Here is a 16,406-nt window from a genome sequence, read left to right as displayed (position 1 = left end):
TAGATACCTGACTAAGCTTTACGTACGATGCGGTACATCGTTGCGGTTAAGAAGAAAATGGCAGAAACGATAATGATCGAAGCACCAGATGGCACCGGAAGTTCCAACTCCATCGGTAAAACCGTCCCCACCAAGCATGCGATGGTTGCGAGTAAGGATGAGAGCAACACAAAGCTACCCATTCGCTTAGTGAGTAGACGTGCTGTAGCCCCTGGGATAAGTAGCAGCGCGCCCACTAACACGGCACCAATGATCTTCACTGCCGCAATGGTGACAAGCGTGATCATCATAACGAACAGGTAGTCGTAGAAGCTGGTATTAAAGCCTCGCACACGAGCAATATCTGGGCTGATGCAAGTCAACAAAATGCGGTTAAATGTCGGGATCAGCAGTAATAAAATGATCAAGCAACTCACCGCCAAAATCGTAATATCTCTATCTGTCACCGTCAGGATCGAGCCAAACAGAACGTTCTCTAACATGTGGATGTTGATTTTTCGTGCCACATACATCAGCAAGGCAGCACCAACTGCCAAAGCCAGCGCAAGGAATACACCAACGAGTGTATCGTATGGAACATTGGTTCGATTTCGCACGAAATGCAGCAATAAAGCGAAGATCATGCAGAAACTAAACAGTCCAATAAATGGATTTTCTGGTGGCTCGCCCAGCAGGACACCAATCGCAATACCAGTCAGAGCTGCGTGACCGACGGCTTCAGAAAAGAACGCCAAACGCTTAGCAATCACCAACGTGCCCAAACCGCCCAACAAAGGCCCCAGAATTAACGCAGCGACAATCGCGTTAACCATAAACGCATAAGCAAAACTGTCGCTTAACCAACCCGCTTCAACGCCATGCAGAGCCAGTTCTCTTAACCAATCCATTACGCAGCCTCCACTTTCGCGGTGTAGTGCTTAAACAGAGACTCAATTCGCTCTGGACTTAACACTTCGGAGTGATGCCCTGACGCGACTATCTGACGATTCACAACATGGACTTGGGCATCCAAACGACGCACAGCCGTTACATCATGATGTACAGCGAGAACTGTTTTCCCTTCTGCGACCACTTCATGAATCAAACCCTCTAGGTAACGAACCCCTTGCTCATCCATGCCTGTTGTTGGCTCATCTAGGACAAGTAAACTTGGGTCGTCCAGCAAAGCTTGAGCAAACAATACCCGCTGTTGTTCACCACCTGATAGTTGTCCCATGCGACGGTCACTGCGCGCTGCCATCCCCACTCGCTCTAACTGAGCCAGTGCTTGTTGAGTTTGCTTAGACTTACGTCGCCAAAACAGCGGAACGCGTGTTTGATTCAGCAATACAAAGTCCATGACTGTCAGTGGCAGACTGGCTTCAAACATGGCCTTTTGAGGTACATAACCAATTTGTCCTGCTTGTTGCGTCAGCTTTGGATCTGGCCAATGAACCGAGATATCACCCGTAAAAGGCGTTAGGCCCAACACTGAACGCAACAGGGACGTCTTACCACCACCGTTAGGCCCCATAATGACGTGGCATTGTCCCGCCTCGAACTGGGTTTGAATACCTTGCAGAATGAGGTTGTCACCATATTTCAGGCTTACCCCGTTAAGAGAAATAGAAGGGCCTGGCATCACGCTTTCTCCTGCGCGTGTTTGCTTGCGACGAACTTCATCGCTTCAATAAGCGTCGCGACGTTTTCACGCATTTCAACTTCAACCTTATTGGCTTCGTACTCGCCATGGGTCATATGAGAAAAACGGTAAAGCTGTACACCTGTCGCTTCTTCAATCGTATCGACAAAGCGGTTAGGCATATTGAGTTCGTAAAACAGCACGTCAATACCGGATTGACGAATCTTCTCGATGGTTTCTTGAAGTTGGCTAGCACTTGGCTCAACACCGTGTGCTGGTTCAATCACCGCTGCAACATCGACACCAAACTCTTGCAAGATATAACCGTAAGCATTGTGCGTGGTCGCAACTTTCATGCCTGCCGTATCTAACTGACCAAGTGACAACATGGCATCACGCTTTAGAAGGCGAAACGCTTTTGCGTACTTTCGCGCATTTTTACGGTAAAAAGCGGCATTTTCTGGGTCAAGTTTACTCAGTTCACTCGCAATGGTGTAAACCTTTTGAATCGTAGTCGATAGGCCAACAAACGTATGTGGATTCACCGCACCTTTGCCGACTGATTGCCCCATTGCTGGTAACAGCGGTACTTCTTTGTTTGCTTCTATCACCACTAGGTCATCACGTTGAGCCGCTTGGATCACTTTTAGTGCAAAATCGTCATGGCCAATCCCATTCACGACAATCACATCCATTTGGTTCAAACGCTTAAGATCATTTGGTTGCGGCAAGTAGTTATGAGGATTAAAGCCCGCATCGACCAAAGGAATGATCTCCGCTTTATCTCCGACCACCGCTTTGACATAGCTGTAGTAAGGCTGCAAGGTAATGCCTATGTTCAGCTTATCTGCGAAGGTTGAAGTGGATACGGCCAGTAAAGTACATGCCGTTAGAATTCGACGTAAGAAGGCGCGTTTCTTCATAGTTGTTATCATATTGATGGTTACTTATTGAACGTGATGACTTGTTGATCGCAATATTGATGGATCATAACGACTTAGTGGGCATGCGTAGCAGTGGATGAAGGCATTAAGACAACCTGGTGCCAGCCATTTTGCTTTCGCTCCTCTTGCTGGATAAGGTGACTCAACTGTTCCGCTGACGCTGATGTAGAGAGCCAAATATCGGCTTGCTCATGACGACTGTCTAGCAGCATCGAAGCCGAGCCCTTCTCGCCTTGTCTCACACCAATGTAAAGACCCGTATCCAGCTTTTGCCAATGATGAGAGCCTTTACGCTGCCAGCTTTGGTCTTTAACAAATGGAGCAACCCAAAACTCTTCCAGCTCACTGATTTCTGGCCATTGACCTTCATCAATATGAAGATCACGGATTTCCTCATGAGCAAGTTTGAGCTCAGCAATCATGGCAAGTTCTTCTTGTTCAAGATCGGTAATCAATACTTGATGTGCGAGTGCTTCAGTGTGCTCTGATTCGGTTTGATGATAAGGCAGCAAAAGCGTTGATATAGCGAGAATGCCAGCAATGCTCAGAGCAACCCATTTGCCTTCACGGCTGCCATTATCTGGGCGAACTTTCTGCGTAATCATTTCTCTTTTAACTCAACCACATCCACTTCTACTGGGTTTTCGTGACCAGCATCGAAGACAAGGTAGAAGTCCGTTTGAGGATGAGTAAATTCAGCAATCGAACGCTTGTCTGTGGTTACTTTGGCAATCAAGTTGTCATCGTAATCGTACATCTCAACATCGTAATCTACTGCAGTTGAACCATCAGAGTAGCCCGCTTCGCAGATCACTTTTTCTTGCTCTAGATGGCAACTCATCAATGGAAAATGCGCCGCTGCTTGAAAGGAAATAAAACCAGCAAAAATAGCTGAGACTTTAAGAATTGAAAGGTTTTTCATGGTGTATCCAAAATGGCTCAATGTTTCACTGAGCCAAACTTTGATTAGTTAAGTTGCGTTTCAAAAGTCAGATGAACATTCGCACTGGCCTTATCTGCTAGTGGGTCATTTTTCAGCTCACCTTTGTAGTTGGCTTTCATTAGGTAACGGCCCGCCACTTCCGGCGTGAATGTAATTTTGCCGTCTTTATCACTCACTACATCGATTTGCTCTTGGTGGTTGCGGTAAAGCGTACCTTCACGAGTAATTTCCGCAGTCACACCTTGTTGAGGTTCCCCATTGAAGAAAAATTGGAAGATCACTTCTTCACCTTCAATGATGTCTGATGGGTGCGTAAGCGGCTTCATCTCAAGCAACTTACCTTCAATCTCAAGTGCTTTTTCTGTTGGCATGCCCACTGTTACGTAGCTTTCTGCGCGGGTGTAGCTTAGCTGAGTCACCACATCGCGTGCTTTTTCCGGAATAACGCTCGCACGGTCAGCTTTACTCGCTTTTGCCCATTTAACCGTGTCACGACGGCCTGCTTTATACTGGGTGTAATAGCTAGGTTGATTGTTGATCGCGACCTTGTGTGTGCCTTCCTCTTCGAAATAGAAGTCAAACATCGAGCGGCGTTTGCCACGCACAACAAAGTTAGGGCGCTCAGAACGGCCATCGGGCATGATCACAAACGCTTGCTCACTGCCTGCTGGTTTATCAAAAACAAACGTCCCGTGAGATGCGGTTACATCGAACGTCAGCCAATCACCGCCTTCTTTTGATACCGTGAAATGAGAAGGAAGAACCCAACGAGGGTGCGCTTGTGCCGTTGTCGCCGCAGCTAAACCCATCGCCATTACGCTTGCTAGTGCCACCGCTTTCATTTTGGTTTTCATTATTATTCCTTCTCTATCACTTAACTTGGTAATTGACGGTGATTACGCCCGTCTCTTCCGTTGGTTTGATTTGGTAGCGTGCTTCTTTGTCCGCTAACTGAATTTTTTGACGCAGGTAGTTACGACCACCATGCTCGCGCACCACTTCCACATGGAGCGTGTAATCACCTTGCTCAAGGCGCTGACCATCGTCGTTGGTACCATCCCAAACAAAGCGATATTGACCTGCCGGGCGAGTTGCTGATGTCACCGCATCAACCAGTTCACGATCATAACGGCCTACTTTGCGCCACCAGCTACGAAGATCTTTCAGCCATTCATCTTTACCGACCCAAAGCTGGATGGTTTTCACTGGTTTGCGTTTCTCATCCTCAATCCAAAGTGCCACATAAGGGCGTGCATACATTGAGGTATCAATTTTGGGTAACTCAAATTCAAAATCGACTTTTGCGCTGTCAGGTAGGGGCGCAGCCAATAGAGGCAAAGGAGCTAAAGCTGCAATCAAAGCCATTTTGCAAAAGGAGTGGTGACGAAAGGATCGGCCTTTTTTTAACATCGGGTTTTCTCTGAATAGGCCGCTATGGCACAGCAGCAAAATAAATAACAAGTGACAACACAGTGCCAAAAGACATCCACTGCATTGAGGTTCTAAAAGTCTTTTTCTTTGGAAGTAGCAGACACACACCAGTCAAGACAAAAAAGACCATTAGCAAGGCAGTGATATCAATAAACCACTTCCAAACCTCTCCGCTGTTTCGGCCTTTATGTAGGTCGTTTAATAGCGCAACAATGCCGTAATTGGTGGTTTCGACTTCAGCTTCACCGGTCGTCATATCAACGAATACCGTCGCGTTGTAACCTGGGCCTTTGAAATCCAAAGAAAGCTCACCAATGAGCAGCTCACCGTCCTCAACCTCGGTATACACATCAAGTGCAGATGGTGTGCCTCGTAAGTCCATTTCTTGGATGAGTAAACTCAGTAGCACAGCGCGATTGGGTTGAAAGCTTCCCTCGTTAGTAAAGAGTTTTTCATTCGGAATGGTCAGCGTGTGTTGCTGAATGATGGGTTCACTGCGCTCGAACAGTTCTGGGCGATTTAATGTGATACCAGTTAACGCAAAGAATAGCGTCACCAATAAAAGAGCCATCGAAATGTAAATGTGCAGACGGCGTGCCCAAGTTTGCACACCTTTGCTTTTGAGCAACATAAAAAACAATCATCACCAGTAAATGAGCGAGTAATTTAGGTGATAATCATTCGTATTGGCATTTAATTTACATTGTTTACGTTTAGAGGCAGAGTCAGGCTCCCGACAGAAACGACGGGAGCACATGAAGAGAAGCTTATCGAGCTAAAATAGGATAAGTGAAGAACACCAAATGGCAGAAGTTAAATAAGAAATGGGCTAACACCGCGCACCACAAGCGACCAGTGAAATGAAATACCAGCCCGTAGCCTAGTCCCGCTAACGTTGCGAATGCGATAAGTAGAGGACCACCAGCAAAGTGAGCCAAGCCGAACAAAATGCTAGCGATGACCAAACCTAGTCGCCAATCAAAACGGCGGGATAATGATTGCTGTACAAACCCTCTGAACAGCGCTTCTTCAGCAACACAAGTGAGTATTAGGTTGTTTAACGCAAATAGCCACCACCATGATGGCAAACTCAGCTCCGGCTTTAATGCACCAAGCATAGCGGCAATAGGCAGCAGTGAAAGTAACGGAATCATCACCAGCAATGCAGGTTTTACTCTGCCTTTAGCCTCACTCCCCAGCAAAAGAGGATAAGCGAGAAAGAGAGCAAAAAGAACCAGCGGCTTATCTAAATTCAGATACATCGAGAAAGGTGCGCTCAGTGGGCCTGCCGTCACTTTGTCGAGAACTTGTAGATTATTAAATCCCGGAATGAGATGTACAAAGAGCATCACACACCAAATGCTCACAACGCTCCAGCCCAAATAAAAAACGAGCTTCATTTTTTGGTTCGACGCCAACATGGGCAATCGATACGCAACACCCAAAACCACCAAAGTACTTGTGAATGCGATCAACTCTATCCGACCGATAAACAGTGCACTCAGCAACGTGAGTCCAAGTAAAGCCAGAGCAACCGCCCTTTGCCGCAAAAATACCGCACCTATCGCGAGAATAAGTGGTAACCATAGCCAGATAGCAGAATCGAGAATCATAGTATTGTCCTTATAAGAAAAACTGACGTTCCAGTCTTAACGCTGGATGAAGGTAATATAACGTTATGATATTTAAAAAGAGATCGAACCAGACTCAATATTTACAAACAAAAAGACCCGAGAGTTACCCCGGGTCTTTCGAGCATTAACACATGGCCTGTTTGCAATTGAGCTTAGCTATTCTGGCTCGTTTTTGCTTTGCGTAGTTGAGACAAGTATTTCACCCAGCTCTCGGCTTGAGTTGATGGTTCAATCTCGTTTGCACGTTTGGCATTCGCTAGTGCATCTTCTAGGCGTTTCAGCTTGTAGTAAGCGCGAGTCTTAACTAATGCCACATCGACTTTACGCCCAGAAACCTTATCCAAAACAACCAGCGCGTCTTTGTATTGACCTTCTTGAACAAGCAGTTGAGACAAATTCCAGTAGTATTGACGATCCAACTTTGCAGCCACTCGCCAACTTGCTATCGACTTATCCCACTCCTTAGCCATCTGCCAAAAAGTCGCTTGTTGAGCTTTCAGTTTGCTATCTGAGTTAATGTCATCGAGCTCGCCCAACACTTTCGCAGCTCGCTCTGGGATGCCGCGCTTGCCATAAAGCTGAGCAAGAAGTCTTAAGTCATCTTGGTTCAACGCGACGCCTTGTAATTTAGCAAGAGCGAGAGAATCCAGCGCACGCTTGTCATCATCAACACGTAAATACAGAGCAACAAGCTGACGCCACCATTCCACACGCTCAGGCTCAATCGCAATCAAGCGTTTGATCGTGCCAGTTGCAGGCCCCCACTTTTTCAGTTCAAGCTCTGCAGACAATTTGATCGATAACGGAGCCATCTCATCTGGCTGACCCAATTTCTCGTATCGAGCCATCGCAGAAAGCACTTTGTTCCATTGACTTAACTGGTAATGAGACTGTGCGATACGTAACCAAATATCGTGTGCTTTTTGCGTTTTAGGTACTGCTTTACTCAAGTCGTAGTAATGAGGCAGAGCTTTAGAAAATTGCTGCTCGTTGAGTAACATATCCGCCAACATCTTACGTGTTTGCCAAGCTTGCTCGTCTTTCAAAAGACCGCTATTCACAGCGATCTCCAGTTGTTTGATGGCAGGCTTAACTTGCTCATTTTGCCAGTAGAAAATACCCAGCATACGAGCAACAAACGCTTGATCATACTCACGAGATAAGTCGAGACCTTCGAGCGTGGAAATGGCTTCTTGCAGCTTTTCTTCTTGCGCCAGGTTGTGAGCACGCTGAACACGAGTCGCCGTGTACTGACTCAGTTCATTCGCGACAGTGGTAAAAGCACTCAGGCTTAACACCGCTCCGATAAAGAATTGCTTCATCATTTGGGTAACTTGAACTCCACTCTTCTGGTTTGCCCAAAGCGCTCAACCGCGACACCGTTTTCGACTTTAGGTTGGTACTTCGACTTCTTCAATGCACGAATAGCGTCTTTCTCGAACACTCTCTTAGGTTTAGCATCAATCACTTCAACGTCTTTAGGGCGGCCTGTCGCATCAATGGTAAAGCGCATCACTACATAACCTTCCATTTTACGCTTTAGGGCTTTGCTTGGATAACGAGGCTCTGGGCTGTAAAGCATTATCGCCTGTTGGTTGCCCATGGTGCCTTTTAAGTTCGGCGCACTGATCGCGATACCATCCAGCGCAGTATTCAAACCCAATGCGCTGATTGGCGTGACTTGGCTCATTGGCTCTACTTGGGTTTCCGCTTGAGACAGATCCATCGGCTCTGGCGATTTTGGTGGTTCAGGCTGCTCAGGTACAGAGCGTTGACGACGTTGAACATCAGCATCATTCTCTACCATCACCATATCAAAGCGTACCGCCTCCGAAGGCTTAGGTGCGCGTTGATTGCCCTTATCGACCATCCAAGCCATAAAGCTAAACAGGCTCACCGCAATCATTATTGATGCTGGTAGTGCGAGTAACAGCCTGCCCATTAAGGTTTCTCCGCCGCCAAAGCAATGTTCTTCACGCCAGCACCCTTCGCCGCATCCATCACTTTAACCACCGTACCGTTGTAGGCATGCTCATCAGCTTGAATCACAAGCGATGCGTCTGGCTGCTCAAGCAATAGGTGCTCAATGGTGGCTTCGACACGCTCGATGTCCACCAAACGTTTATCGATGTAAACGTCATTTGCTGCGGTTACCGCAATAAAAATACCCGCATCTTTTTGACTAACGACATTCGATGCTTGAGGGCGATTCACTTCCACACCAGACTCACGCACAAATGAGCTAGTCACAATGAAGAAGATCAACATGATGAAGACAATATCCAGCATCGAGGTTAAGTCGATCTGTGCTTCATCCTGTCGATTGGTTCTACGTCCGAGTCTCACTTCTGACTCCTTAAAGATTGTTCTAACTGGAGGGCTTTGCGTTCACACACTTTGCTTAAGCGCGCATGCACAAACATGCCAGCAAGTGCTGCAACCATTCCTGCCATGGTTGGCAACGTCGCAAGTGAAATACCAGAAGCCATCAATTTTGGATTGCTGCTGCCTTGTGTCGCCATCACATCAAAAACCGTAATCATACCTGTTACCGTTCCTAATAGACCTAGCATTGGACAAATGGCCACAAGAACTTTAATCGTTGATAGGTTTTGACGCAGTTCAATGTGCGCTTTGGCAATCCATCCTTCACGGATTTGATGCGCGTACCAAGAGTGATGATCGGCTCTTGCTGACCACTGCGCACAAAGCTGTTTCTTCACCTTTGGAAATTCCGTTGTTAGGTAAAGTACACGCTCCATAACCAGTAACCAGCACACCGCAACAACGGCTGCCAACCACCATAGGATTTGGCCACCTTGCTGCATAAAACGCATCAAGGTTGAGGCCCAATCCTCACTGATCAAACCCAATGTGTTGAGTAGGATCTGCTCCATTACGCTGCGTTCTCCGCTACAGTATTCGGTGCTTTTTGACCTTTTGGCATATCACGCTCAGCTTGCTCTGCCACAAGGCCAATACCTTGCTTCTCAAGGATATTGCGAATGTTCTCTGCTTGAGAGCTCAATACGTTGTGAGCAAGAAGCAATGGCATTGCCGCAACGAGACCAAGTACAGTGGTAACAAGTGCCATTGAGATACCGCCAGCCATCACTTTCGGGTCACCGTTACCAAACTGAGTGATCACTTGGAAAGTTTCGATCATGCCTGTTACTGTGCCCAGCAGACCTAGCATCGGTGCCAGCGCCGCAAGCAGTTTCAGCATTGATAGACCCTTCTCAAGGTGAGTCTGCTCATCCACGACCGCTTCTAGTAGACGAAGCTCAAGCGCTTCTACACTGCGGTGCTTGTCTTTTTGGTAAACCGCTAAGATACGACCTAGTGGGTTATCTTCTGGTTGAGCTGGGTTCTTAAGCTGTTTGGCGATTTTCTGACGAGCAATCATTAGTGACACACCACGAACCAACGCGATGATCAAACCAATCGCTAGCAAGCCAAGAATGATCTTACCAACCACACCACCTGCGTTCAGGCGGTCTGCCATCGTTGGTGAGTTTGCTAGTTGCTCAAGTAGAATGCCACGAGATGGGTCAATCACTACGGCATCAATTTCACCAGCCTTTACGCTGCTTGCCGTTGGGCCATTTTCTGGTTGGCGCAGGTAATTAATCGCATCACCGCGCTGCCCATTCCACTTCACGTAGCCTGCGTCGTCCAACAGTGCCATTGAGCCAAGGCGGACACCATCAACCGTTTGCTCACGACCTTCACCATCGAGCAATGAGAATGACACGTTCGCCAGCTCACCACTTGCTTTAACTTGCTCTTCCATGCTGCGCCACATCGCTTCAAGCTGCGGCAATGTTGGTAGTGATTTAGCGGCAACGATATCATCGATATTTTGCTGGTATGAGTTTGCGTCTACACCAGTAACAGAATGCTTAAGTTCTGCTTCCAGCTCTTTTGCGTTTTGACGAACAACGCCAAACAACTCACCTAAACTGCCAGTTTCAAGGCGTAGCTTTTCTTCTAGCTGTGCAAGCTCTGCTTCATTTTCACTGAATGTCACACCGAGGGTGTCAGCTTCTGCTTGCAGCGCTGCTCGCTCTGCCACAAGCTTGTTTTTCATTGCTTGCAGCTCTTGTTGGTTTTGCTTAAAGCCAGACTCACGAGCCACATTGTGTGACTGCTGTTGGCGATTTTCTTGTTGTGCTTTTTGCAGTAATGTGTCGCTTGCAAATGTGGTGTGCGATAGAAGCGCAGTACTCGAAATCAATGCGACTGATAGCCATTTCTTCATCATTTATTTGCCCTCCGCAACGTTTAGAGACACAGGCAAAGTAAGCATGCTCGGTGCTATCTGTTTGTTCGCCATAGCAAATGCGTTATCGAGTTCTGCTTTCTGTTCCGTTCCAACGGCTTGCCATGCTTTTTGTTGCTGAGACCAACTCCAGAAATGCTCACCAGACAGGCTACGCGCAATAAGTGACACTCGGCCTAAGTAGAGAATATCGGCTTCCACTTGGTCGTCGCTGTCCAAAGCGATCTTACCTTGGTAAACGCCAATCTTAGTGCCGTAGTCCATTTCAATTTGGTACGCTTCTAGAATTCGACGGAATTTTTCAGCATCCGCGACGTCAGCTCGGGTCATCATGGCATCAAGTTTTTCAATTCGCTCTTCACGCTGTGCTTTGCGGATAGGTTTATCATTCGCCACAATCGTTTTAAGGCCATCAAGCATGTGATACATCAAAGGCACTACGCCTTGACGAGTCTGAGCGATCTGCTCAATCTGCTCGTTCAAACTGGCGACTTCATCATTCTGGCTATCGACAAGATTTGACAGGTGATCGCGATAAATCTTCAAGTTGCTGACTTCTTCTTGCAGCTGCTCAATTTCAGCTTCTAGAGACAAAGATTTCTCTGCACTTGCATCAATGCGCTTTTGGCTCACTGCCGACGCTTGGTTGGTCTTACCCTGCACTGCTTGTGCATCGTTAAGATTTTCCGCTTGAACGGGAATCAAAACCGATGAGATCAACAGAGCGATACTTGATTTCATTAGATTCATACGAGTTATATTTCTGTTTTCCAAAAACGACTAAAGGGGAAGATCACTCTTCCCCTTTAAAAATCAGATTGTTATCAGTACTTGAACTGGATAGTCGCCATGTAGTTTCGGCCTTCGCCAATCACTACGCCACTCGCTCCATCTTGCTTACTGTTGGTGCTACCGCCACCTGCTAGGTAATCAGTATCAAACAGGTTTTCAACATTGAATCGAGTTACGATATCCAAGTTCTCATCATACTTGTGTGTGTACGACACGCCCATATCAATACGTGCATACCCATCTTTCTTAAATGTGTTCGCCGCGTCACCGTAGCGCTCACCTTCATAAATCAAACCTAGGTTAACGTTGGTGTTGTTCTGAACTTTGTAGCTAGACCAAACACTTGCTGAAAACTCAGGAACGTCTGCCGGACGGTTGCCTTTGTAATCTGCACTTTCAGTGATTTCAGCATCTAGGTACATTGCAGAAGCCGTTAGTGAAAGCTCCTCAGTTACAAAGCCCTGCGCTAGGATTTCTGCACCACGGTGCACTTGTTCACCATCTTGCGTCTTCTTGTACATCACATCGCCGCCAGCATTAACACCGTCTTCCACATCTAGCGCGATGTTTTCAAGGGTGATATCGAATAGCGCACCCGTAACGTATAGACGCTCATCAAATAGCTCCCACTTGGTACCCACTTCGTACGAGATACCACGTTCTGCATCTAGCTCTTCACCATCGTTAGTGTAGTCCGTGCTATTTACTGTACCTTGAGGCATAAAGCTCTCAGAGTATTGAACGTAAATCGAGCCGTTACTTGCTGGGTGGAAAATTACACCTAGCTTCGGTGAGACCTGACTTTCTGTCAGTTCATCACTGCGTTTCTCATCATAACGAACACCAGCAAGTACCTGCCAGTAATCGTTAATTGTCATCATGTTTTGCGCGTAAATACCCCAAGTGTCGTATTCACTAGTCGGCCATTTTTTAGAGCTCGTTGGCTGAGGCTTCGCGACCGTTTCACCCGCAGGAACATACTCACCGTCATGGAAAGCCATAAAACGGTCGTAACTGTAATCTAGGTAGTTTGCGCCGACTAAGAAGGTGTTGTCTGTACCAAACAAAGAGAAATCTGTCGTCACATCTACGTAAGCAGTATCAAATACCCAGTGGTCTGAACGCTCGTTACCCTTGTGCTTGATCGTTCCGTCTTCTTCGTACATATCAAATTTCGGGTAAGATTCCACATCAAAGCGCTTAAAGTCTTGACGGTTATAGCCAGCTTTCACATTTACGCTATCTGTCACTTGTGCATTGATATCGATGCCGTAGTTTTCTACATCGTTGTCAATGTTTGACCATTGTGCATCCCAGATGTACTTGTCACCACGGACTGGTTTACCGTCCACAATGTAAGCACCTGAATCAACACTACCGTCATCTTTAGTACGGTCATAATGAGCCGACACCATAATATCTTCCGTGATGTCATATTCCACAACCAGACCACCTACTACGCGGTCAGTCTGTGGCTCAGTGCCATCACCGTATTCACGCCATGAGCCGTAGCTCTCTTTGGCAAGAATCGCACGCGCACGCAGCGTTTCTTCTTCATTCAGGGCACCACTCACATCTAATACTGTGCGTGAGTGATCATTTGAACCAATATCTTGGCTCAAGCTTGCTTGCGTTTCTGTTGTTGGCTTCTTCGAAACCATGTTCACAAGGCCACCCGGCTCAGACTTACCGTAAAGTAGGCCTGAAGGACCTTTAAGAACTTCAACTCGCTCTAAAAGCTCAATTGGTTGACGGTAGTGAGACCAGTGCTGACGGCCATCACGTAGGAAGCCATCCGAGCTGCTTAGTTCAAAACCACGTAGTGAGAAGCGCTCACGGTTACGGCTTGTACCGCCCGCACTAACACTCGCGTCATTTTGTAGAACTTCACCTAGTGTGCTTGCACGTTGCTCATCGATGACTGCTTCATCAATAACAGCAACTTGCCCTGGAGTCTCCAGTTGCGTCATTTCCATACGCATTGCTGTGCTGTTGGTATCCGCTTTGTAACCAAACTCACGGCCTTCTACTACTAGGTGTTCATCTGTTGTTTGAACTTCTGCCACTGCAGGCGCTGCTAGCACCGCACCGATCACTAATGCCAATTGGCTCTTAGTAAACATATCCTTTCACTCCGACTATTTTCGGGTCGCACACTCTATGATGTGATTCCCTTGTATTTATTTCGGCAGTGAATATAAATGACAACTATTACCATTTGCATTAAATTTACATTCTTTGCATTTGTAAAGAGGTCATGTTCAATTTGATTCATGAACTAGATGCGAGTCACATTATTACTCGTGAGCGTGATTTCGCTTACTGCCGAAACAGCAAAGTAACGGCAAGTCCACCTTCAGGTCGATTTGATGCGACAGCCTTGCCCCCCATCATTCTCATCGACTCTTTGACTATCGCTAGCCCTAGACCATAGCCCCCTAACTTCTTGTCACGAGAGGCATCTAAGCGAGTGAATGGGTCGAATATATCTGACAACTTATTTTGTGGAATACCCGGACCGTTGTCAGAAATCGTTACCGCCAAGTAACTCTGTGTATCAGAAACTTTATTCGATAAGCGAACATCTATTTGAGCAGAGTCCCCTGCATACTTAATCGCATTACCAATCAGATTGTTTAAGCATCGCACCACTAGAGTATCATCACATTGAGCCTTAGCCCTTGTCGCGTCTGAAACAAATGAAAGGCTCTGCTGAGCTTTTAAATCTATCTTGCATCGTTCCACTTGAGGAGCAAGCAAGACCTCGAGATCAATGCGCTTTAGCTCTGTGTCGTAACGAGCATTCTCTAATCGGCTGAATTCCAGAATCTCACCAATCAAGTGGTTAAGTTCATTGGCTTCTTCTTCCATTCGATTCACTAAGCTCTGTTCACTGTCACCGACTCGCTTTCGCAATAGATGCAGCACGAGATTTTGTCGAGCAAGAGGCGTACGCAATTCATGGGAAACATCACGAATTAACCGGCGCTGCTTCTCCGCCAATGAATGGATCTCTCTGGTCATGTGGTCAAAATCTCGCGCGAGTTCATTAAATTCTCGCGTATTCGATTTCAACTCGTCTACCACACTGACATTGAAGTCACCATTAGAAAGCTTCTTGCTCGCCTCTCTCAAGCGATCCAAAGGCTGCTGTAGATTACGCGCCATCAGCAATGAGAACAGTGCCAATATCACTCCAGCAATCACAACCTTTAGAATAGAAAAATAAAGAATGAAATCATGTGCCGGGTGTAATTGGTGTGGCAATTGGATCATCAAGCTATTATTGCCAACCAAAGGGATGCTAAATATTGGGCGACTTACTCGGCCTTCCAGTTGCTCGTCCAAGCTTCTTTTGAATTTTAATTTGAACTCAAAGTGAGGGTGCATCATGCGGTGCGTCAACGGATGTTGGTTTTCGTCGAGCACGAATAGATAGAAGTGTTGTGCATTTGCCCAGTCCGCCAGTTCATCCATGTCGCCTTCCTCAATGAGGATATTTGCCTGATGAGCGAGCTCTAGCATTTCAACTTTTACACTTGCTGGCACTTTAAGCATGGCTTTCACCAAAGCTTGTTCTGCAACCGCTTGAACAGCCAAAATGCTAATGACAATAGCCGTCATATAACTAAAGAGCTGAAAGGCAAGACTGTCTCTGCGCTTAGCGATGTAGGATGGGCAAACGAACTTCATTAACTCGTTACCGCTTCAAGGTAGCTGTAGCCTTTCCCACGAAACGTTTTTATATGCTGTTTGGACAAGCCAGCTTCCACTAATTTTCGACGAATATTGCTGATGTGCATATCTAGATTGCGATCAAAAGGACTGAGCTCTTTCTTCAAAACTTGGGTCTGTAGTTCAGCTTTAGAGATGACAACACCTTGGTTTTTCACCAAGTAGCAAAGTAGTTCCGCTTCCGTGCCAGTCAGAGGCAAACTGTTCAACTGGCCGCTGATACTTTGAACCGTATTACACATCGCTTGCCTCTGGCGCTCTAACCCTACGCGGCGAAGAATTGCTTTTATACGCATCAACAGTTCTGCAACGTTAAATGGCTTACCGATGTACTGGTCAGCTCCCGCTTGATAACCATCTAGCATTGAGTTCTCATCATTGAGCGCAGTCAGCATCAAAATCGGCGTGGCAAAACGTTGGCAAATACGACGAGCAACTTGCATCCCGTTTAAGTTTGGTAGCATTACATCAAGGAGAACGAGATCAACTGGTGTTTTTTCCATGTACTGCAGTGCACTCTCACCGCAGTGTACCGATGAGACCGTGTAGCCTTCCTCTTGCAGCACAGTTTCTAACAGTTCGCACAACGGAACGTCATCATCAACGATCAAAACTCGAGACATTACCAACCACCATTAAATAAAAATGGTTCGCATTCTATTACTCATTTGCAAATTAAACAACCATAGTTTTTGTGGTTTTTATTTCGGTAAATGGCTCAAAAAAAGCCCGCCTTTCAGCAAGTTTCTCCGTATCCGATTCGTCCTACATAACGCCTTAAAAAATCAGTACGTCAAACCCGTTACTTTGACAAATCTTTCAACGACTTGAATAACACATAATACGTTTGCAGCAATCTTATAAACGGCATTTTGCCTTCAGCGAACAACCCGTATCTTGCTTGTATGATCGCCTTGATGAATTTATCGGTATCAATACGAACCAATAAAAATCCTCATACATTTGAACGCTTTGATCAGCCGTAAAAAAGAGTACAATTCTCTGCAGTTTCTTATTGAGAATA

The 16,406-nt window shown here is 46.4% G+C and carries 18 protein-coding genes; all 18 read right to left on the bottom strand.

The features are described 5' to 3' along the window. Positions 1–11 precede the first annotated feature (11 nt). The 18 genes from KHO06_RS17965 to KHO06_RS17880 all read right to left on the bottom strand — a co-directional run bounded on the left by KHO06_RS17965 (position 12) and on the right by KHO06_RS17880 (position 16,005). On the bottom strand, positions 12–887 hold the full coding sequence (locus tag KHO06_RS17965) for a metal ABC transporter permease (RefSeq protein ID WP_005432612.1): 876 nt from the start codon (positions 885–887) through the stop codon (positions 12–14). Further along, positions 887–1,621, bottom strand: coding sequence for a metal ABC transporter ATP-binding protein (locus tag KHO06_RS17960; RefSeq protein WP_212583049.1), 735 nt, complete (start codon positions 1,619–1,621; stop codon positions 887–889). Before KHO06_RS17960 ends, KHO06_RS17965 begins: the two co-directional genes overlap by 1 nt. Further along, positions 1,621–2,544 carry a zinc ABC transporter substrate-binding protein gene (locus tag KHO06_RS17955; RefSeq protein WP_212583048.1) on the bottom strand — a complete coding sequence of 308 codons (924 nt, stop codon included), beginning with the start codon at positions 2,542–2,544 and terminating at the stop codon, positions 1,621–1,623. Before KHO06_RS17955 ends, KHO06_RS17960 begins: the two co-directional genes overlap by 1 nt. 74 nt (positions 2,545–2,618) lie before the next feature. Next, positions 2,619–3,170, bottom strand: a complete 552-nt coding sequence (locus tag KHO06_RS17950) for a hypothetical protein (protein WP_212583047.1) — start codon at positions 3,168–3,170, stop codon at positions 2,619–2,621. Continuing rightward, positions 3,167–3,487, bottom strand: a complete 321-nt coding sequence (locus KHO06_RS17945) for a hypothetical protein (RefSeq protein ID WP_005432620.1) — start codon at positions 3,485–3,487, stop codon at positions 3,167–3,169. The genes KHO06_RS17950 and KHO06_RS17945 overlap by 4 nt, the downstream gene beginning before the upstream one ends. Before the next feature lie 44 nt (positions 3,488–3,531). Continuing rightward, positions 3,532–4,362: a DUF4198 domain-containing protein gene (locus KHO06_RS17940; RefSeq protein WP_045396778.1), complete on the bottom strand. Its 831-nt coding sequence runs from the start codon at positions 4,360–4,362 to the stop codon at positions 3,532–3,534. A gap of 16 nt (positions 4,363–4,378) precedes the next feature. Then, positions 4,379–4,873: a DUF2271 domain-containing protein gene (locus tag KHO06_RS17935; protein WP_012130135.1), complete on the bottom strand. Its 495-nt coding sequence runs from the start codon at positions 4,871–4,873 to the stop codon at positions 4,379–4,381. Between the two features lie 67 nt (positions 4,874–4,940). Then, positions 4,941–5,570 (bottom strand): PepSY-associated TM helix domain-containing protein, encoded by a 630-nt coding sequence (locus KHO06_RS17930; protein ID WP_212583046.1) that lies wholly within the window; start codon positions 5,568–5,570, stop codon positions 4,941–4,943. Between the two features lie 136 nt (positions 5,571–5,706). Further along, positions 5,707–6,552, bottom strand: a complete 846-nt coding sequence (locus tag KHO06_RS17925; RefSeq protein ID WP_212583045.1) for a type II CAAX endopeptidase family protein — start codon at positions 6,550–6,552, stop codon at positions 5,707–5,709. 173 nt (positions 6,553–6,725) lie between these two features. After that, positions 6,726–7,898 carry a hypothetical protein gene (locus KHO06_RS17920; protein ID WP_212583044.1) on the bottom strand — a complete coding sequence of 391 codons (1,173 nt, stop codon included), beginning with the start codon at positions 7,896–7,898 and terminating at the stop codon, positions 6,726–6,728. Continuing rightward, a complete protein-coding gene (locus KHO06_RS17915) occupies positions 7,895–8,515 on the bottom strand; it encodes an energy transducer TonB (RefSeq protein ID WP_045375080.1) in 621 nt (206 codons plus the stop codon). The genes KHO06_RS17920 and KHO06_RS17915 overlap by 4 nt, the downstream gene beginning before the upstream one ends. Continuing rightward, a complete protein-coding gene (locus tag KHO06_RS17910) occupies positions 8,515–8,919 on the bottom strand; it encodes a biopolymer transporter ExbD (protein ID WP_005432634.1) in 405 nt (134 codons plus the stop codon). The genes KHO06_RS17915 and KHO06_RS17910 overlap by 1 nt, the downstream gene beginning before the upstream one ends. Beyond that, on the bottom strand, positions 8,916–9,470 hold the full coding sequence (locus tag KHO06_RS17905) for a MotA/TolQ/ExbB proton channel family protein (RefSeq protein ID WP_005432635.1): 555 nt from the start codon (positions 9,468–9,470) through the stop codon (positions 8,916–8,918). Before KHO06_RS17905 ends, KHO06_RS17910 begins: the two co-directional genes overlap by 4 nt. Further along, complete coding sequence (locus tag KHO06_RS17900) at positions 9,470–10,837, bottom strand: MotA/TolQ/ExbB proton channel family protein (RefSeq protein ID WP_212583043.1); 1,368 nt, start codon at positions 10,835–10,837, stop codon at positions 9,470–9,472. Before KHO06_RS17900 ends, KHO06_RS17905 begins: the two co-directional genes overlap by 1 nt. After that, the gene (locus KHO06_RS17895; protein ID WP_029388703.1) at positions 10,838–11,605 is read right to left on the bottom strand and encodes a DUF3450 domain-containing protein; all 768 of its coding nucleotides are present in this window, start codon (positions 11,603–11,605) and stop codon (positions 10,838–10,840) included. Between the two features lie 74 nt (positions 11,606–11,679). Beyond that, positions 11,680–13,770: a TonB-dependent siderophore receptor gene (locus tag KHO06_RS17890; RefSeq protein WP_005432640.1), complete on the bottom strand. Its 2,091-nt coding sequence runs from the start codon at positions 13,768–13,770 to the stop codon at positions 11,680–11,682. A 196-nt stretch (positions 13,771–13,966) separates the two neighbouring features. Further along, entirely contained in the window at positions 13,967–15,340 is a 1,374-nt protein-coding gene (locus tag KHO06_RS17885; RefSeq protein WP_212583042.1) for a sensor histidine kinase, read from the bottom strand. Continuing rightward, positions 15,340–16,005, bottom strand: a complete 666-nt coding sequence (locus KHO06_RS17880; protein ID WP_012130146.1) for a response regulator transcription factor — start codon at positions 16,003–16,005, stop codon at positions 15,340–15,342. The genes KHO06_RS17885 and KHO06_RS17880 overlap by 1 nt, the downstream gene beginning before the upstream one ends. Between the last annotated feature and the right edge of the window lie 401 nt (positions 16,006–16,406).

Origin of the sequence: Vibrio sp. B1FIG11, from assembly GCF_905175335.1 — a bacterium.
Lineage (GTDB): Bacteria > Pseudomonadota > Gammaproteobacteria > Enterobacterales > Vibrionaceae > Vibrio > Vibrio campbellii.
The sequence above is the reverse complement of the archived record's forward strand: the minus strand, read 5'-3'. Positions and strand labels throughout refer to the sequence as shown.